A 17497-nucleotide genomic window follows, 5' to 3' on the forward strand; every position below is an offset into this window, starting at 1 on the left:
TCATCTGCCCCAGATTCGAGGAGCGCCATGGCACGCGAAAAAGCCGCCAAAGATTCGCGCAAGGACACCCCCAAAGGACGAGCCTCCAAGGCCAAGGACAAGGCCGCCCAGGTGGTCGATAGCCCCGAAGTGGCTCCGCTCGATGCCGAGGTACGTCGCACCCGCCTGAAAACGCTGATCACGCTCGGCAAGGAACGGGGTTACCTGACCTATGCCGAGATCAGCGACCACCTCCCCGACGATGTGGCGGATGCGGAGCAGATCGAAGGGATCATCGCCACCTTCAACAACATGGGCATCCAGGTCTTCGACGAGGCTCCGGCCGCCGAAGACCTGCTGATGTCCGACAACGTGGCCACCTCGGTGGACGAAGACGTCGCCGAGGAAGAAGCCGAGCAGGCCCTGTCGTCGGTGGACTCGGAGTTCGGCCGCACCACGGACCCCGTGCGCATGTACATGCGCGAGATGGGCACCGTGGAACTTCTGACGCGCGAAGGCGAAATCGAGATCGCGAAGCGTATCGAGGACGGCCTCAAGCACATGGTGCAAGCGATCTCGGCCTGCCCCACGACCATCACCGAAATGCTCGACACCGCCGACCGCGTGGCGCGCGACGAGGTCCGGATCGACGAGTTGGTGGATGGCCTGATCGACCCCAACGCCGCATCGGACGAAGCCGCGCTGTCGGAGGCCGATGAAGAGGTGGCCGCAGCCGCCGATGAAGACGCCGACGGTGACGATGAAGAGGAAGCTGATGGCGACGGCGATGGCGGCGAAAGCGCCAATGCCGCGTCTCTGCTGCAACTGAAGACCGACGCGCTGGCGCGTTTCGCGGTGATCCGCGAGCATTACGAGCGGATGATGGCGGCGCTGGCCAAGAGCGGGTCGCAGGACATCGCCTACCTTGCCGCGCAGCAGCAGATTTCCGACGAACTGCTCAACATCCGCTTCACCGCGAAGGCTATCGAACGCCTGTGCGACTCGGTGCGCCACATGGTCGAGCAGGTCCGTACCCATGAGCGTCAGATCCTGCAACTGTGCGTGGATCGGGCCGGCATGCCGCGGCAGCACTTCATCAAGGTGTTCCCCGGACAGGAAACCAGCATCGACTGGCTGAAGGACGAAATCGCCTCGGGCAAGAGCTACGCCGAAGGTCTGATGCGGATTCATCCTGCCGTGCTCGAAGTGCAGCAGAAGCTGATCGATCTGCAGGATCGCATCGGCATTCCGCTGAAGGAACTCAAGGACATCAACCGCCAGATGTCGACTGGCGAAGCCAAGATGCGCCGCGCCAAGCGCGAGATGACCGAGGCCAACCTGCGCCTGGTGATCTCGATCGCGAAGAAGTACACCAACCGCGGCCTGCAGTTCCTCGACCTGATCCAGGAAGGCAACATCGGCCTGATGAAGGCGGTCGACAAGTTCGAATACCGCCGTGGCTACAAATTCTCCACCTATGCAACCTGGTGGATCCGGCAGGCCATCACGCGGTCGATCGCCGACCAGGCGCGCACCATCCGCATCCCGGTGCACATGATCGAAACGATCAACAAGATGAACCGCATCAGCCGCCAGATCCTGCAGGAAACCGGCGCCGAACCGGACCCCGCGACGCTGGCCGAGAAGATGGAGATGCCCGAGGAGAAGATCCGCAAGATCATGAAGATCTCCAAGGAGCCGATCTCCATGGAGACACCGATCGGCGACGACGACGACTCCCACCTGGGCGACTTCATCGAAGACACCGCAACGCTGGCACCGGCGGAGGCTGCCATGTACTCCGGCCTGCGCGACGCCACCGCGGAGGTGCTTGACTCGCTGACCCCGCGCGAAGCCAAGGTGTTGCGCATGCGCTTCGGCATCGAGATGAACACCGACCATACGCTGGAAGAGGTCGGCAAGCAGTTCGACGTCACGCGCGAGCGCATCCGCCAGATCGAAGCCAAGGCGCTGCGCAAGCTGCGTCATCCGAGCCGCTCCGAAAAGCTGCGCAGCTTCCTCGACAGCGACGCCTGACCCCGGCCCGCTCCGCCGTCGCCGTGCAGCCCGCGTGGGCCATACGGCAGCGGCGGAAATGACGGGATGCTTCTTCCGGGCGCAAGAATGCCTGTACCATTGCGCCCTCGGGCCTCTAGCTCATGCTTGGTTAGAGCAGCGGACTCATATTTCGATGTGCCTTGCGCCGGGAAACCACGCAAGGGATGGTGTCAAATTCGGCGAAACCTAAGCGCCCGCCCGGGCGTATGGCAACGCCGAGCCAAGCTTCGGCGCCTGCGCCGATGAAGGTGTAGAGACTAGACGGCACCCACCTAAGGCAAACGCTATGGTGAAGGCATAGTCCAGGGAGTGGCGAAAGTCACACAAACCGGAATCCGTTGGTGCTGGGTTCGACTCCCAGGGGGCCCACCAATCCAAAGACAAGAGCCAACCCGCAGGGGTTGGCTCTTGTCTTTTGCGCCGGCCTTTACGGCCACGGCGGACGGCAGCGATTAAGCGCGCCTTTCGATCAGTTCCACCTTGTAGCCATCCGGGTCCTCGACAAAGGCGATCACGGTCGAACCGTGTTTCATCGGCCCGGCCTCGCGCACCACCTTGCCTCCACGGGCCCGGATCTCGTCGCATGCCTTGGCCGCATCCGGCACCTCGAGCGCAATATGACCGTACGCGGTGCCGAGTTCATAGCGCTCCACGCCCCAGTTGTGGGTCAGTTCCAGCACCGCGCCGTCCGCCTCGTCCTGATAGCCGACAAAGGCCAGCGTGAACTTGCCGTCCGGATAGTCGTTACGACGCAGCAGACGCATCCCGAGCACCTCGGTATAAAACGCCAGCGACCGATCAAGATCGCCGACACGCAACATCGTGTGCAATAGCCTCATTCTTCAGTCCTCGACAGGTTGGGGAAGCAGCTCACCCGGTTCGATATGCGGCAGCGTAGCGGCCGCCTTCTTCAACAGCCCGCGCGCCGCGCGCCAGCCGGGGTAGATGCGCTCCACGACCGACCAGAAGCGCGGGGAGTGGTTCATCTCCAGCAGATGCGCGACCTCATGGGCCACCACGTAGTCGATCAGCGCGGGCTCGAGATGGATCAGCCGCCAATGCAGCCGGATACCGCTGGCGCGGCTGCAACTGCCCCACCGCGTCCGCGCCGAGGACAGCCTGACCGGCGGCACCGGTACCGCCAGGCGGTGGCAGTACTCTTCCACCCGGCCACCGAACCAGGCGAGCGCCCGTACCCGCAGGGCCCGCACGACCGATGCCGCGCGGCGCGGCCCTTCCGGTACCTGCAGGACCTCGCCGCCTACATCATGGCACCATTGAACCCGGCGAAAAGCAGCGCCGACCTGCAGCCGGACAAGGTGTCCCAACACCGGAATCTGTGCACCGCTTTCAATCGCCAACGGCGCCCCGTACGTGTGCGAGCGCGCATCCAGTCGATCCAGCAACCACTGCCCATGACCAGCCACGAAGCGCTCGACGGCCGGCATCGGTGTGCCGTGAGGTACGGCCACGCGGGCACCGCGTTGATCCACCTGCAAGGCCAGCGTGCGGCGGGCGGAATGCCGCACGACGAGGTCGACGCGCCGCCCGTCCACCCACACGACGTGAGCCGCCTCCACCGCCGGCGTACGCGGCCTCGTCAGGGTTTGTCGTCCCACGCAAAGCCTCGCTCGCCCACCGCGCGCTTGATGCGGACCATCGCGGCAGCGACAGCCTCCTGGCGGCCCTTCATGCCGAGTTCGATCGAGCGCCGCTCGCCCTCACCCGCAATCGTCGGCAGGCTGAACAGCGTCGCGTCCGGAAACGCCGTTGTCACCTCGGCCATCAGATCCATGAGCTGCCCCTCGTAAGCATCCCAGACGGTGATCGCCGCTTCGACGTAGTCGTCGGCATGGTGCAGATGGGCATAGTGGGTATCGAGCACCCACTCGACCATGGGCCACGCCATCACCGGAAAGCCGGGCACGAAATAGTGCTGGCGCATCGAGAACCCGGGAATCCGGTTGTACGGGTTCGGGATGATGGCGCTGCCGACCGGGAACACGCCCATCTGCAGGCGCTCGGGCGTGATCTCGGCGCCGAAACGGGCGCGTATCTCCGCCTCGGCCTCCGGGTGCAAAGCGAGCGACACCTCCAGCGCGGCGGCTGCGCTCTGGCGGGTGTGGTCATCCGGTGTGGCGCCGATACCGCCAAAACTGAACACCACGTCGCCCGTGGCAAAGGTCTGGCGCAAGGTCTCGGTCAGGCCGGACCGGTCGTCAGCCGCGTAACGCGCCCAGGCCAGCTTGAGGCCGCGCGCGCCGAGCAGTTCGATGGCTTTTGCAAGATGCTTGTCGGCACGACGCCCCGACAGGATCTCGTCGCCGATGATGAGCACGCCGAATTTCATGAAGTCGTCCTTGGCAGGGTGGGCTGCGCCGGGTCGAGCAGCGTAACGCCTGCAGCCCCGCGCTCGCGCCTCAAGGCCTCGAGCAGGAAATGAACGAAAGCGAGCCCCGCGAATGCAGGGGCCACGATATTGACCAGCGGAACATAAGCCAGCAGGGCCGCGCCCCCGCCGAGCACGAGCATCGGCATCTTCAGCGCCGTGCGCAGATGCCTCATCTCGGCGGGATCGGCATGCAGCATCAGGGCGTCGTAGCCGAACGCGCGCTGGTTCAACCAGCCGGTGAGCACGACGGAAACCACCAGGCCCACGCCGGGCAGCAACCAGAAGGGCAAGGACACCAGCAGGCCTACCAGAAACAGGCCTCCGGCACCGAGCGCGTTGACCACGCTCCCGGTGTTGCTGCCGCCCCTGCGTAGTTCCAGATCCGGGTAGTCGCGCCGCGCAACGCGCTCCAGCATCATCGGCAGCGCGACCGTTGCGACGATGAGTGCGGCCGTCAGGTAGATCAGCGGCACAAAGGCGAGCGCGATCGCGAGCTTGACGAAGATCAGCGTAACCGCGCCGGCGACGGTCGATGCATCCAGCCAGCCGCCGAACCACTCGACCAGCCACCTCATCACCAGAGCGACGAGCGCCGACCAGGACAGGATACCGACCGCGATCCACAGCACCGTGGCGACGAGGCCCGGCCACAGCAGATGCCACAGCACTTCCCGCCGCGCGAGACTGCGCAGCGTGCGCCCGAAAGCAAGCAGGATGCTGCGCACGGACGTCCTAGCGGGGCATGCCGGGGAGCATGCCCTTCATGCCGCGCATCATCTTCTGCAGCCCGCCCTTGGAGAACTGCTTCATGACCTTCTGCGTCTGCTCGAACTGATTGAGCAGTCGGTTGACCTCCTGCACGGTCACCCCCGCGCCGGCCGCAATCCGGCGCTTTCGACTGGCCTTGAGCAGTTCGGGCTTTGCACGCTCGAGCGGCGTCATCGAATTGATGATGCCTTCGATCCGCCCGATCGCCTTTTCCTCCACGCCACCCTGCAGCTGGCCGGCGGCCTGCGCGAACTGCGCCGGCAGTTTGTCGAGCAGCGAGGAAATGCCGCCCATCTTGCGCATCTGGGCGATCTGATCCTTGAAGTCGTTGAGGTCGAAACCCTTGCCACTCTTCAGCTTGTGCGCAAACGCCTTCGCCTTTTCTTCATCGACCCCGCGTCGTGCCTCTTCCACCAGGCCCAAGATGTCGCCCATGCCGAGGATGCGGCTGGCCATCCGGTCCGGGTGGAAAGGTTCGAGGCCGGAGAGCTTCTCCCCGACACCCGCGAACTTGAGCGGTTTGCCGGTCACGTGACGCACCGACAGCGCGGCGCCGCCGCGTGCGTCACCATCCAGCTTGGTGAGGACAACACCGGTCAGCGGGAGTGCATCGTTGAAGGCGCGGGCGGTGTTCACCGCGTCCTGGCCCAACATCGCATCCACGACAAACAGCGTCTCGATCGGCTTGACAGCGGCGTGCAGGGCCTGGATTTCCGCCATCATGGCTTCGTCGATCGCGAGGCGGCCGGCCGTATCCACCAGCAGCACGTCGACATGGTGCTTGCGCGCGAAATCCACCGCCCCGAGCGCGATGTCGACCGGGCGTTGATCGACCTGCGAGGGGAAAAACTCCACCCCGGCCTGCGCCGCCACTGCCTTCAGCTGCTCGATGGCGGCAGGGCGATAGACGTCGGTGGAGACGACCAGCACCTTCTTCTTCTGCGACTCCTTCAGATGCTTGGCGAGCTTGCCGGTCGTCGTGGTCTTGCCCGCGCCCTGCAAGCCGGCCATCAGGATGACGGCCGGCGGCTGGGTGGCGAGATTCAGGCCTTCATGGGCCCCGCCCATGAGCGCTTTCAGTTCGTCGTGGACCACACCGACCAGCGCCTGCCCCGGCGTCAGCGACCCCACCACCTCCTGCCCGACGGCCTTGAGCTTGACCTTGGCAATGAAATCCTTCACCACGGGCAAAGCCACATCGGCCTCGAGAAGCGCCATGCGCACCTCGCGCATGGCGTCCTGGATGTTGTCCTCGGTCAGGCGGGCCTGACCGCGCAGTGTCTTAACGACCTTGGAAAGGCGCTGAGTGAGATTGTCGAGCATGTTCGCGGGGAGCCTTCGGGCCGGGATGACTTGGAGTAAACTGCAGCAACGTATGCCCCCGATTCTACTTCATCTCCTTCCCGCCTCGCTTTACGCCGGCCTCGGTGTCTGGTTCTGGCGCAGCTGCCTCAGCGCGTCCGACCCGAAGGCCCGCCAGAGCATGAGCCGACCGGAACGGCTGCTGCTGCTCGCGGCGCTCGCCGTTCACGGACTCGCCCTGCGCGGCGCACTCTTTCCCGGCGACGAAATGCGCTTCGGTTTTGGCGTCGCGCTGTCCTTGATGGTCTGGCTCGCCATCTGCTTTTACTGGGTGGAGACGCTCTACACACGGCTCGGCGGTCTGCACGCACTGGCGATGCCCGCCGGCGCGGTCGCCAGCCTGATTCCCGCCCTGTTTCCCGGCCAGCACGTGCTCGCCAACGCGGCAACGCCAGGCTTTCGCGCCCACTTCATCGTCGCGATGCTTGCGTACAGCCTGTTTACTCTGGCGGCGCTGCACGCAATGCTGATGGCGTTCGCCGAGCGCCGATTGCACGACGCCCGCTTCTCGAAGGCGCTTGCAACCCTGCCGCCACTGCTGACGATGGAAGCGCTGCTCTTCCGGCTGATCGGCATTGCATTCGTTCTGCTCACCTTCACGCTGCTGTCCGGCATCGTCTTCTCCGAGAACCTGTTCGGTCGCGCATTCCAAGTCGACCACAAGACCGTTTTCGCCTTCATTTCCTGGCTGCTGTTCGGTGCCCTGCTGGTCGGCCGGAAGGTCCGCGGCTGGCGCGGCCGGCTGGCGCTGCGGTGGACACTGGCAGGCTTCGTGACCTTGATGCTCGCCTATGTCGGCAGCCGCTTCGTCATCGAGGTTCTGCTTCACCGCACCTGACGATGGTGATATCCCGTCCGATTGCTTCTCACGCTGCCCGCGCTCCCTTTACAAGGCCGGGAGCCAAGTGCAAGATCGCATGTCAGTCAGTTAAGAGTGGCACATGGCAGCAAACCCCCAGGCCGCGCTGAGCGGGCTTGCCCGCGCACTAATCCAGCACGGTCGGCTTTCCGAAGCCGACGTTCTCTCCTGTTCACCCAAAAGTACAGGGTCGAGCAACAGCTTCCTGCTTGAGATCGTGCAACGCGGCCTGATGACTGCCCGCGACATCGCACGCTTTGCCGCCGAAACCTTCGGGTATCCGCTGTTCGACATCGCCGCCATTGACCGCGGTGCGATTCCCCGCGACGCGGTCGATCGCAAGCTGATGGGCAAGCACCAGGTGGTGGCGCTGGGCAAGCGTCAGAACCGCCTCACCCTCGCGGTCGCCGATCCGTCGAACATGCGGGTGCTCGACGAAATCCGGTTCCAGACCGGCATGCAGGTCGACCTCATCGTCGTCGAGGTCGACAAGCTCTGCAAACTCGCCGACACCCTCGCCGAATCGACCGAACAGACGCTGAAGGACCTCTCCGGTGGCGACGAGTTCGACATGGACCTGCTACAGCAGGATGGCGCCGCCGAGCAGGCTACCGAGGACAGCACCGCTGAAGTCGACGACGCGCCGGTCGTCAAGTTCATCCAGAAGGTGCTGATCGACGCGATCAACGAAGGCGCGTCCGACATCCATTTCGAACCCTATGAAAAGTACTACCGCATTCGCGTCCGTACCGACGGCGTGTTGCGCGAGATCGCCCAGCCCCCCCTGGTGCTGAAGGAGAAGATCGCGGCGCGGATCAAGGTCATCTCGCGCCTCGACATCTCCGAGAAGCGGATTCCGCAGGACGGCCGCATGAAGCTCGTCCTGTCGAAGACCAAGGCCATCGACTTCCGCGTATCCACACTGCCCACGCTGCACGGCGAGAAGATCGTCATGCGTATTCTCGACCCCAGTTCGGCGATGCTCGGCGTCGATGCGCTGGGTTACGAGCCCGAACAAAAGAAGGCGCTGCTGGATGCGGTGGAACGTCCTTACGGCATGATCCTGGTCACGGGTCCCACGGGCTCGGGCAAGACGGTGTCGCTATACACCTGCCTCAACCTGCTCAACAAGGCCGGCGTCAATATTTCCACCGCGGAGGACCCGGCCGAAATCAATCTGCCCGGCATCAACCAGGTCAACGTCAACGAGAAGGCGGGCCTCACCTTCGCCGCCTCGCTGCGCGCCTTCCTGCGGCAAGATCCGGACGTGATCATGGTCGGCGAAATCCGCGACCTCGAAACCGCTGAAATCTCCGTCAAGGCAGCACAAACGGGCCACCTCGTGCTCTCCACGCTGCACACCAACGACGCCCCCACCACGCTCGAACGCCTGCGCAACATGGGGGTCGCGCCGTTCAACATCGCATCCTCGGTCATCATGATCACCGCGCAACGGCTCGCGCGCCGCCTGTGCACCTGCAAGAAGCCCGTCGATATCCCGATCGAAGCCTTGCTTCAGGCCGGCTACAAGGAAGAGGATCTGGACGGCAGCTGGCAACCCTATGGGCCGGTCGGCTGCGACCGCTGCAAGGGCAGCGGCTACAAGGGCCGGGTCGGCATCTACCAGGTCATGCCGGTGTCCGAGGAGATCGCCCACATCATCATGACCAACGGCAACTCGATGGACATCGCCGAGCAGGCGCGCCGCGAGGGCGTGAAGGATCTCCGCCAATCGGGGCTGCTCAAGGTCAAGCAGGGCGTGACGTCACTGGAAGAAGTGCTCGCCTCCACCAACGAATAGGCAAATCGGAAAACAACCCATGGCGACAGCGACGCGCGCCCCGCAGCGCACCACGACGGGCCCCAAGGAGGACCTCTACAGCTGGGAAGGCAAGGACAAGACCGGCAAGGTAATGCGCGGGGAAATGCGCGCCACCGGCGATACCGTCGTACAGGCCACGCTGCGCCGGCAGGGCATCCAGGTCGTCAAGATCCGCAAACAGAAGCTGTCGCGCGGACACAAGATCAAGGACAAGGACATCGCACTGTTCACACGTCAGTTGGCAACGATGATGAAGGCCGGCGTGCCCTTGCTGCAGGCGTTCGACATCGGCATCAAAGGCTCCGGCAATCCCAGCCTCGCCCGCCTGCTAAACGAAGTGCGTACCGATGTGGAGACGGGATCCAGCCTGTCGCAGGCGTTTGCAAAGCACCCGATGTATTTCGACAAGTTGTTCTGCAACCTGGTAGGCGCAGGCGAGCAGGCCGGCATCCTCGACAGCCTGCTTGACCGGATCGCGACCTATAAAGAGAAGATTCTGGCCATCAAGGGCAAGATCAAGTCGGCGTTGTTCTACCCGATCGCGGTGGTCGTTGTCGCAGCTCTGGTCGTGTCGGTGATGATGCTGTTCGTCATTCCCGAATTCAAGAACGTGTTCACCAGCTTCGGTGCCGACCTGCCAGCGCCGACACTGATCGTGATTGCAATGTCCGATTTCTTCACCGAATACTGGTATCTGCTGTTCGGCTCGGTTATCGGTGTCGTCCTCGGCATCGCGTCTATCTACAAACGCTCGGCTGCGATGCAGATCGCGGTAGACCGCCTGGTACTCAAGATGCCGGTCATCGGCGACGTGATCCGGAAAGCCACCGTCGCGCGCTGGGCGCGAACGCTCTCCACGATGTTTTCGGCCGGCGTACCTCTGGTCGAAGCGCTCGACTCCGTGGGCGGTGCCGCTGGCAACTATGTCTATCTGACCGCCACCAAACAGATCCAGACCGAAGTCAGCACCGGTACCAGCCTTACGGTCTCCATGCAGAACGCGGCGGTGTTCCCCACGATGGTGGTCCAGATGGTGTCGATCGGTGAAGAGTCCGGCCAGCTCGACTCGATGCTGGGCAAGGTGGCGGACTTCTATGAGCAGGAGGTCGATGACGCGGTCGCCGGTCTGTCCCAGTTGCTCGAGCCGCTGATCATGGTCTTCCTCGGCACCGTCATCGGTGGCCTGGTGGTCGCCATGTACCTCCCGATCTTCAAACTCGGCTCGGTCGTCTGATCGTCGCGACTTTTCCCTAGGCCGGCCCGGCGCTGGCCTACGCATATGCCTGAATACCTTCGCGACCCTGTCGCCTTTGCTGCCGTCGCGACCCTTCTCGGCCTCTTTGTCGGCAGCTTCCTCAACGTCGTGATCCATCGGCTGCCGCGAATGATGGAACGGGAGTGGCACGCCCAGGCGGCCGAACTGCGGGGCGAAGAACCCGAGGCCGGCGAGCCGTTCAACCTCGCGACACCGCGTTCGCGCTGCCCCCACTGCGGGCATCTGATTGGCGCGATCGAGAACATTCCGGTGGTCAGCTATCTGGTGCTGCGCGGTCGCTGCCGCCACTGCAGCGCGCCGATCGGAAAGCGCTACCCGCTCATCGAGACGTTCTCCGCTGTCGCGTCCGCCTACGTCGCGTGGCATTTCGGCCCGGGCTTGGCCGCCGTCGGCGGCCTGATCTTCCTGTGGTCAATGATCGCACTGGCCTTCATCGATCTCGACACACAACTGCTGCCGGACCAGATCACACTCCCGCTGCTGTGGCTCGGCCTCGCGTTCAATCTTGCTTCCACCTATGTGCCGCTCAGCGCCGCCGTCGTCGGTGCGATGCTGGGTTACTTGTCGCTATGGTCGGTTTACTGGCTATTCAAACTCGTCACCGGCAAGGAGGGAATGGGTTACGGCGACTTCAAGCTGCTGGCAGCAATCGGCGCGTGGCTGGGCTGGCAAGTGCTGCCGCTCACCATCCTGCTGTCCTCGCTGGTCGGCGCGGCGGTCGGCATCAGCCTCATCCTGTTCGCCCGCCATGGCCGCAACGTTCCGATTCCATTCGGGCCCTATCTCGCCGCCGCGGGCATCCTCGCCTTGTTGTGGGGCGAGCAGATCACCGCGCGCTATCTCGGCCAGTTCTGATACGCCCAGCGCCTGGGGTCTTGATTTTCCAGCACGGCGCCCACATATCCGCGTCGAGCCGCGGCTGCATCACTGCCGGCCCGGCGCTTGCTTTTTCCCGATGCTGCGTTGCGTTAGACTTGCGCACTTGCCTTGCCGGAGGTCGTCATGCCCATTTACGAATATCGTTGCGAAAGCTGCGGGTTCCAGAAGGACCACCTGCAGAAGATGAGCGATGCCCCGCTTTCCACCTGCCCATCCTGCGGCAAGGAGAGCTATACCAAGTTGCTGTCCGCTGCGGGCTTCCAGCTGAAGGGTAGCGGCTGGTACGCCACCGACTTCAAGGGTGGCAGTAGCGCCAAGCCGGCCGCCAGCGAAAGCACCCCGCCCGCCGGTTGCGGCGGCAGCTGCGCCTGCCACCCGTCCTGACGGACGCGCTCAGTGAAGAAGTACTTCATCACCGGCCTGCTGATCTGGATTCCGCTGGCCATCACCTTCATGGTGCTGGCCTGGATCATCAACACCCTCGACCAGATCCTGCTGTGGCTGCCGAACGGCATGCAACCGCAGTCGGTGTTCGGCATCAACATCCCCGGCATCGGTGTCCTGCTCAGCATCCTGATCCTGCTGGTCACCGGCCTGATCGCGGCCAACGTGCTGGGCCAGAAGCTGGTGCAGATGTGGGAAGCCATCCTCGCCCGCATCCCGGTGGTGAAGTCGATCTACTACAGCGTCAAGCAGGTTTCCGACACGCTGTTCTCCAGCAGCGGCCAGGCCTTCCGCAAGGCGTTGCTGGTGCAATACCCCCGCCAGGGTTCGTGGACCATTGCCTTCCTCACCGGCAAACCGGGGGGCGATGCCGCCCATCACCTGCAGGGCGATTACGTCAGCGTTTATGTGCCGACCACGCCCAACCCGACTTCCGGCTTCTTCCTGATGATGCCGTCTGCAGACGTCATCGAACTCGACATGAGCGTGGACGAAGCCCTCAAGTACATCATCTCGATGGGGGTCGTCGCGCCACCCGTGCGCAAACCCGTCGAGCGCCCCGCTCTCCTCAACGACTAGACCCGTCCCGCTGCGGCCCGTCCGGGGCCGTAGCCGAACAGCTGGAATCTTCATCATGCGAACTCAATACTGCGGCCAAGTCACCGCCGCCCACCTCGACCAGATCGTCACCCTGTGCGGCTGGGTGCATCGCCGCCGCGACCACGGCGGGGTGATCTTCATCGACCTGCGCGACCGTGAAGGTCTCGTTCAGGTGGTGTGCGATCCGGATCGCGCGGAAATGTTCAAGACCGCCGAATCGGTGCGCAACGAGTTCGTGCTCAAGATGACCGGCAAGGTGCGCCGCCGCCCGGCCGGCACCGAAAACGCCAACCTCACCTCCGGCGAAATCGAAGTGCTGTGCCACGAGATCGAGGTGCTCAACACCTCGGCCACGCCCCCGTTCCAGCTCGACGACGAGAACCTGTCGGAAACCGTCCGCCTGACCAACCGCGTCATCGACCTGCGCCGCCCGCAGATGCAGAAGAACCTGATGCTGCGCTACAAGGTGGCGATGGCCTTCCGCCGCTTCCTCGACGGCGCCGGCTTCATCGACGTCGAAACGCCGATGCTCACCAAGAGCACGCCGGAAGGCGCGCGCGACTACCTGGTGCCGTCGCGGGTGCATCCGGGCCAGTTCTTCGCACTGCCGCAGTCGCCGCAGCTCTTCAAGCAGCTGCTGATGGTGGCCGGCTTCGACCGCTACTACCAGATCACCAAGTGCTTCCGCGACGAGGATCTGCGCGCCGACCGCCAGCCGGAATTCACCCAGGTCGATATCGAGACCTCCTTCCTCAACGAAACCGAGATCACCGCCCTGATGGAGGAGATGATCCGCTTCGTGTTCAAGGAATCGCTCGGCGTCGACCTGCCCTCGCCCTTCCCGCGCATGACCTACGCCGAGGCGATGCGCCGCTACGGCTCTGACAAGCCCGATCTGCGCGTCACCCTGGAACTGACCGAAGTCACCGACCTGATGAAGGACGTGGCCTTCAAGGTCTTCTCCGGCCCGGCCAATTCGGGCGGCCGTGTCGCCGCGATGCGCGTGCCGGGCGGTGCCACCCTGACCCGCGGCGAGATTGACGAATACACCAAGTTCGTCGGCATCTACGGTGCCAAGGGCCTGGCCTACATCAAGGTCAACGACGCCAGCCAGCCCAACGAGACCGGCCTGCAGTCGCCCATCGTCAAGAACCTGTCCGAAGCGGCGCTGCGTGGCGTGATCGAGCGTACCGGCGCCCAGTCCGGCGACCTGATCTTCTTCGGCGCCGACAAGGCCAAGGTGGTGAATGACGCCATCGGCGCGCTGCGCATCAAGCTGGGCCACGAAAAGGGTTATGTCACCGGCGACGCCTGGCGTCCGCTGTGGGTGGTCGACTTCCCGATGTTCGAGTACGACGAGGACGACAAGCGCTGGACCGCCTGTCACCACCCCTTCACCAGCCCCAAGGACGAGCACGTCGAACTGCTCAAGACCAACCCGGGCGAGTGCCTCGCCAAGGCCTACGACCTCGCGCTCAACGGCTGGGAAATCGGCGGCGGCTCGGTGCGTATCCACCGCGCCGACGTTCAGGCCACGGTGTTCGAGGCGCTCAACATCGGCGCCGAAGAGCAGCAGGTCAAGTTCGGCTTCCTGCTCGACGCACTCAAGTTCGGCGCGCCGCCGCACGGCGGCCTCGCCTTCGGTCTCGACCGCGTGGTCACGATGATGGCCGGCGCCGAGTCCATCCGCGACGTCATCGCCTTCCCCAAGACCCAGCGCGCCCAGTGCCTGCTGACCAATGCGCCGGGCGAAGTCGACGAGAAGCAACTGCGCGAATTGCACATCCGCCTGCGCCAGAAGGTGGAAACCCAGGTGGAAGTCGGCAAGGCCTGACGCTGCATGTCGGATCATTCCGGAACTGGAAGGCGGTGACGAGAGTCCCGCCTTTTGTTTTTTGATCGCCTCCGAACGCTTCAGGATTCCGCCCCGCTTGCCGTAAGCTGGATCAAATCCGCCCTCTGCGACCTACCATCATGGCCACCCTCGACAGACTCCGCGTACTGGTCATCGAAAGCCAACCCACCATGCGCACGCAGTTGCGCACCATGCTCAGCTCGGCCGGCATCGAGGATGTGAGCTTTGCCGTTTCGGCAGGGATGGCGGTACGTCGCCTGCGGGAGCAACGCTACGACCTCGTCCTGTGCGAATACCACCTGGGCGAAGGCCAGGACGGACAGCATCTGCTGGAGGATCTGCGCAGCAACGAGATCATCCCGCTGGCGACGCTGTTCATCATGATCACCGGCGAGCGCAACTACGAGCGCGTCGTGAGCGCGGCAGAACTCGCCCCCAACGACTACATCCTGAAGCCACTGACCTCCGAAACCCTGCGCGTGCGGCTGCTGCGCGCCGTCGAGAAGCGCGACGCCTTCCTGCCGATCTGGCGGCTCATGGAGATCGGCGACACCGTGGGCGCAATCGATTACTGCAAGCAGGCCGAGGACACTCACCCGCAATACATCATCGACTTCCTCCGCCTCGAAGCGGAACTGCATGCCGCGCTCGGTCACGTCGAACAGGCCGAGACGCTCTACCGCCAGATCCTCGAGTCGCGCGCGATCCCGTGGGCCCGGCTCGGCCTCGCGCGCATCCTGATCCAGCGCAAGCGCCACGACGACGCGGCCGACATCCTCGACGCGCTCATCGCCGACAACGAAAACTATATCGACGCCTACGATCTGCTCGCCCGCCTGCGCGAGGAAACCGGCCAGGTGGAACTTGCCCGCGTCGCGTTGCAGGCCGCTACAGCGCGCTCGCCCCACCGGCTCGCGCGCCTGCGCCATCTCGGCGCGGTATCGCTGCAGCTGGGCGACGCCAGTTCGGCCGAGGCAGTCATGGCCGAAGTCGTGCGCAAGGGCAAATATTCGGACTTTCGCGATCCGGAAGACCACGTCAGGCTGGTTCAGTCCCAATTGTCGCAAGGCAAGCTGGATGACGCGGTGGCGACGATCGCCGACCTCGACAAAAGCATGGGCCGCCAGCCCAAGGCGGTGCTGTGCCGATCGCTCTCCACAGCCCTGCTGTGCGCCCGCCAGGGCGACATCCCGCGCGCGCAGGAAGCGCTGCTTGCGCTCGCCCAGAGCAGCGCTGGCAGCAGCGAGCTATCGGTGGCGCTGAAGCAGGAGTTGGTCAAGGCCTGCGTGGACAACAACCTCGGCAAGGCGGCGAGCGAGGTCGCGCTCGACATCCTGCGCAACGCCGGCGACGAGCGCACGCTGGAATCCACCCGCGCGGTACTGAAGTCGCGGGGCCTGGCGGAGCTGTCGCAACAGATCGAGCAGCGCATCCAGGCAGAAGTGAAAAGCCTGGTCGCCACCGGCGCCGAAAAGGCCCGCGCCGGCGACTACGACGGTGCCGTGAGCGAAATGATGAACGCGGCGCGGAAAATGCCCGGAAATCCGCACGTGCTGTTCAACGCCGCTCTCGCGCTGCTGCGGCATATCGAACACCGCGGCTGGAACGAGCGCTTTGCCGCTCAGGCCCGCAACCTCATCGCCCGCGCCACCAAGCTTGCTCCGGGCTACCCCAAACTCGCGGCAATCGCCGACTTCATGCACACGCTGATCGAACATTACGGCATTCGCCCCGACGCCACGCAAGAAGCGGCGCGCCGCGCCCGCGCCTGACCTCACGCTGAACCTGATGACTCGCACGACCGCCCTGTTCCAGCGCATCGTCGCCGCGCTCGCCATCGCGCTCGCGCTCGCGGGCTGCTACGCGGACAGCGAGGCCCGCGGCAATGCGCTGCCGCCCGAAGCGGTCGCCACGCTGCAATTGATCGCCCGTGGCGGACCTTACCCCTACCGCAAGGACGGAACCGTGTTCCAGAACCGCGAGGGACGCCTGCCTGCCCAACCGCGGGGCTACTACCGGGAGTTCACGGTGCCCACGCCCGGCTCCCGCGACCGCGGCGCGCGGCGCATCGTGACCGGGGGCGACCCACCCGCGGTGTACTACTACACCGAGGACCACTACCGCAGCTTCAGACGGATCGAACCGGCACCATGACGCCCGCGCCCGCGCACGACACGCTCCCCGCCCTGCTCGCCAGCCCCGCCCGTGCCGGCGTACGCCCGCTCCCGCCCGGCACTGCCGCCAACCTGAAGGCGGCCGCGCTACAGCTCGGCTTTCACACGGCCGAGATCGACCTCGCCGCCTGTGCCGACAAGGCCGAGGTACTGCGCGCCTTCGAGACCGCGTTCGCCCTGCCCGACTGGTTCGGCCACAACTGGGACGCGCTGTCCGACTGCCTCGCCGACCTGTCCTGGCTCCAACGCCCGGGTTACCTGCTGCTGGCGCAAGGGGGCAGTGGCCTTCGCACCCGTTCGCCGGAAACGCTCGACACGCTGCTCGACATCCTGCGCGATGCCAGCCGCGGCTGGGCGCAGGATGCGGTGCCGTTCTGGGTCTTCCTTGACCTCGGCAACCCGCCGGTGGAAGGCAAGGTACAAGCGCGCTGATCCGTTCTCGTCAGCCCGTGCCGGTCATACCCGCCTCATCGGTTTGCCCGTCCACTACGGGCAGTCCGGCCCCTTGAAATGGTCCGCCTCGATCCTATATTCGAGTTGAGGCCAGACAGCCCGACTCAAGCTGAACGAGGAGATGACAAATGAGCAACCTGATGCGTCGTGATCCCCTGGAGGACTTTTTCCGCGGCTTCTTCGTGCGCCCTGTCGAATTCGGCGGCAACACCGCGATGAACAGCGATGCGCCGCAGATGCGGGTCGATGTCAAGGAAACCGCCGACGGTTATGACGTCCATGCCGAACTGCCCGGCATGAAGAAGGAGGATATTCACGTCCATATCGACGGTCCGGTCGTTTCGATCAGTGCCGAGCGCAAGCAGGAGAACGAGGTCAAGGACGGCGAGCGCGTACTGCGGACCGAACGCTACTTTGGCAAGGTGTCGCGCAGCTTCCAGCTCGGCCAGGACATCGACGAAGGCCGCGCGAGCGCCAAGTTCAACGACGGCGTGCTCGAACTCTCGCTACCCAAAAAGGCCGAGGCGCAGGCGAAGCGGCTGACGATCTCCTGATCGCCGACAGCACCGCGGCGGC

At 64.6% G+C, this 17497-nt stretch carries 17 protein-coding genes; 12 read left to right on the forward strand and 5 right to left on the reverse strand.

All coding sequences use genetic code 11. From position 1 onward, the window contains the following. Positions 1-27 precede the first annotated feature (27 nt). Positions 28-2016: an RNA polymerase sigma factor RpoD gene (rpoD, locus tag dqs_RS16590; protein WP_065341179.1), complete on the forward strand. Its 1989-nt coding sequence runs from the start codon at positions 28-30 to the stop codon at positions 2014-2016. A 473-nt stretch (positions 2017-2489) separates the two neighbouring features. On the opposite strand, the gene gloA is transcribed toward rpoD, so the two are convergent. The 5 genes from gloA to ffh are packed head-to-tail and all read right to left on the reverse strand — an operon-like array spanning position 2490 to position 6520. Then, positions 2490-2876 carry a lactoylglutathione lyase gene (gene gloA, locus dqs_RS16595; RefSeq protein ID WP_041642762.1) on the reverse strand — a complete coding sequence of 129 codons (387 nt, stop codon included), beginning with the start codon at positions 2874-2876 and terminating at the stop codon, positions 2490-2492. Positions 2877-2879: 3 nt separating this feature from the next. Then, the gene (locus tag dqs_RS16600) at positions 2880-3656 is read right to left on the reverse strand and encodes a M48 family metallopeptidase (RefSeq protein WP_232502190.1); all 777 of its coding nucleotides are present in this window, start codon (positions 3654-3656) and stop codon (positions 2880-2882) included. Beyond that, on the reverse strand, positions 3638-4387 hold the full coding sequence (locus dqs_RS16605; protein ID WP_065341180.1) for a competence/damage-inducible protein A: 750 nt from the start codon (positions 4385-4387) through the stop codon (positions 3638-3640). Before dqs_RS16605 ends, dqs_RS16600 begins: the two co-directional genes overlap by 19 nt. Then, on the reverse strand, positions 4384-5154 hold the full coding sequence (locus dqs_RS16610; RefSeq protein ID WP_065341181.1) for an EI24 domain-containing protein: 771 nt from the start codon (positions 5152-5154) through the stop codon (positions 4384-4386). The genes dqs_RS16605 and dqs_RS16610 overlap by 4 nt, the downstream gene beginning before the upstream one ends. Positions 5155-5161: 7 nt before the next feature. Beyond that, positions 5162-6520 carry a signal recognition particle protein gene (ffh, locus tag dqs_RS16615; RefSeq protein WP_011766955.1) on the reverse strand — a complete coding sequence of 453 codons (1359 nt, stop codon included), beginning with the start codon at positions 6518-6520 and terminating at the stop codon, positions 5162-5164. Between the two features lie 52 nt (positions 6521-6572). On the opposite strand from ffh, the gene dqs_RS16620 reads away from it, so the two are divergent. The 11 genes from dqs_RS16620 to dqs_RS16670 all read left to right on the forward strand — a co-directional run bounded on the left by dqs_RS16620 (position 6573) and on the right by dqs_RS16670 (position 17475). Beyond that, positions 6573-7397, forward strand: a complete 825-nt coding sequence (locus tag dqs_RS16620) for a cytochrome C assembly family protein (protein WP_011766956.1) — start codon at positions 6573-6575, stop codon at positions 7395-7397. 103 nt (positions 7398-7500) lie between these two features. Then, positions 7501-9219, forward strand: coding sequence for a type IV-A pilus assembly ATPase PilB (gene pilB, locus dqs_RS16625; RefSeq protein ID WP_065341182.1), 1719 nt, complete (start codon positions 7501-7503; stop codon positions 9217-9219). Positions 9220-9238: 19 nt separating this feature from the next. Next, positions 9239-10474 carry a type II secretion system F family protein gene (locus tag dqs_RS16630; protein ID WP_065341183.1) on the forward strand — a complete coding sequence of 412 codons (1236 nt, stop codon included), beginning with the start codon at positions 9239-9241 and terminating at the stop codon, positions 10472-10474. A gap of 45 nt (positions 10475-10519) precedes the next feature. Next, positions 10520-11371 carry a prepilin peptidase gene (locus dqs_RS16635; RefSeq protein WP_011766959.1) on the forward strand — a complete coding sequence of 284 codons (852 nt, stop codon included), beginning with the start codon at positions 10520-10522 and terminating at the stop codon, positions 11369-11371. Between the two features lie 147 nt (positions 11372-11518). Then, complete coding sequence (locus dqs_RS16640; RefSeq protein ID WP_011766960.1) at positions 11519-11779, forward strand: FmdB family zinc ribbon protein; 261 nt, start codon at positions 11519-11521, stop codon at positions 11777-11779. 12 nt (positions 11780-11791) lie between these two features. Further along, the gene (locus tag dqs_RS16645; RefSeq protein ID WP_011766961.1) at positions 11792-12418 is read left to right on the forward strand and encodes a DUF502 domain-containing protein; all 627 of its coding nucleotides are present in this window, start codon (positions 11792-11794) and stop codon (positions 12416-12418) included. Positions 12419-12473: 55 nt separating this feature from the next. Beyond that, positions 12474-14273 (forward strand): aspartate--tRNA ligase, encoded by a 1800-nt coding sequence (aspS, locus tag dqs_RS16650; RefSeq protein WP_011766962.1) that lies wholly within the window; start codon positions 12474-12476, stop codon positions 14271-14273. A 140-nt stretch (positions 14274-14413) separates the two neighbouring features. After that, complete coding sequence (locus dqs_RS16655; protein WP_011766963.1) at positions 14414-16066, forward strand: tetratricopeptide repeat-containing response regulator; 1653 nt, start codon at positions 14414-14416, stop codon at positions 16064-16066. A 16-nt stretch (positions 16067-16082) separates the two neighbouring features. Continuing rightward, positions 16083-16448 (forward strand): guanyl-specific ribonuclease, encoded by a 366-nt coding sequence (locus tag dqs_RS16660; RefSeq protein WP_065341184.1) that lies wholly within the window; start codon positions 16083-16085, stop codon positions 16446-16448. Continuing rightward, a complete protein-coding gene (locus dqs_RS16665) occupies positions 16445-16900 on the forward strand; it encodes a barstar family protein (protein ID WP_084018614.1) in 456 nt (151 codons plus the stop codon). The genes dqs_RS16660 and dqs_RS16665 overlap by 4 nt, the downstream gene beginning before the upstream one ends. Before the next feature lie 149 nt (positions 16901-17049). Then, on the forward strand, positions 17050-17475 hold the full coding sequence (locus dqs_RS16670) for an Hsp20/alpha crystallin family protein (RefSeq protein WP_011766966.1): 426 nt from the start codon (positions 17050-17052) through the stop codon (positions 17473-17475). Positions 17476-17497 lie beyond the last annotated feature (22 nt).

Origin of the sequence: Azoarcus olearius, assembly GCF_001682385.1 — a bacterium.
GTDB lineage: Bacteria > Pseudomonadota > Gammaproteobacteria > Burkholderiales > Rhodocyclaceae > Azoarcus > Azoarcus olearius.

Coding starts and splice junctions, on each gene's coding strand:
- dqs_RS16670 (WP_011766966.1), top strand. CDS start 17,050: ATGAGCAACCTGATGCGTCGTGATCCCCTGGAGGACTTTTTCCGCGGC.
- dqs_RS16640 (WP_011766960.1), top strand. CDS start 11,519: ATGCCCATTTACGAATATCGTTGCGAAAGCTGCGGGTTCCAGAAGGAC.
- pilB (WP_065341182.1), top strand. CDS start 7,501: ATGGCAGCAAACCCCCAGGCCGCGCTGAGCGGGCTTGCCCGCGCACTA.
- dqs_RS16660 (WP_065341184.1), top strand. CDS start 16,083: ATGACTCGCACGACCGCCCTGTTCCAGCGCATCGTCGCCGCGCTCGCC.
- dqs_RS16665 (WP_084018614.1), top strand. CDS start 16,445: ATGACGCCCGCGCCCGCGCACGACACGCTCCCCGCCCTGCTCGCCAGC.
- dqs_RS16635 (WP_011766959.1), top strand. CDS start 10,520: ATGCCTGAATACCTTCGCGACCCTGTCGCCTTTGCTGCCGTCGCGACC.
- ffh (WP_011766955.1), bottom strand. CDS start 6,520: ATGCTCGACAATCTCACTCAGCGCCTTTCCAAGGTCGTTAAGACACTG.
- rpoD (WP_065341179.1), top strand. CDS start 28: ATGGCACGCGAAAAAGCCGCCAAAGATTCGCGCAAGGACACCCCCAAA.
- dqs_RS16620 (WP_011766956.1), top strand. CDS start 6,573: ATGCCCCCGATTCTACTTCATCTCCTTCCCGCCTCGCTTTACGCCGGC.
- aspS (WP_011766962.1), top strand. CDS start 12,474: ATGCGAACTCAATACTGCGGCCAAGTCACCGCCGCCCACCTCGACCAG.
- dqs_RS16630 (WP_065341183.1), top strand. CDS start 9,239: ATGGCGACAGCGACGCGCGCCCCGCAGCGCACCACGACGGGCCCCAAG.
- gloA (WP_041642762.1), bottom strand. CDS start 2,876: ATGAGGCTATTGCACACGATGTTGCGTGTCGGCGATCTTGATCGGTCG.
- dqs_RS16605 (WP_065341180.1), bottom strand. CDS start 4,387: ATGAAATTCGGCGTGCTCATCATCGGCGACGAGATCCTGTCGGGGCGT.
- dqs_RS16655 (WP_011766963.1), top strand. CDS start 14,414: ATGGCCACCCTCGACAGACTCCGCGTACTGGTCATCGAAAGCCAACCC.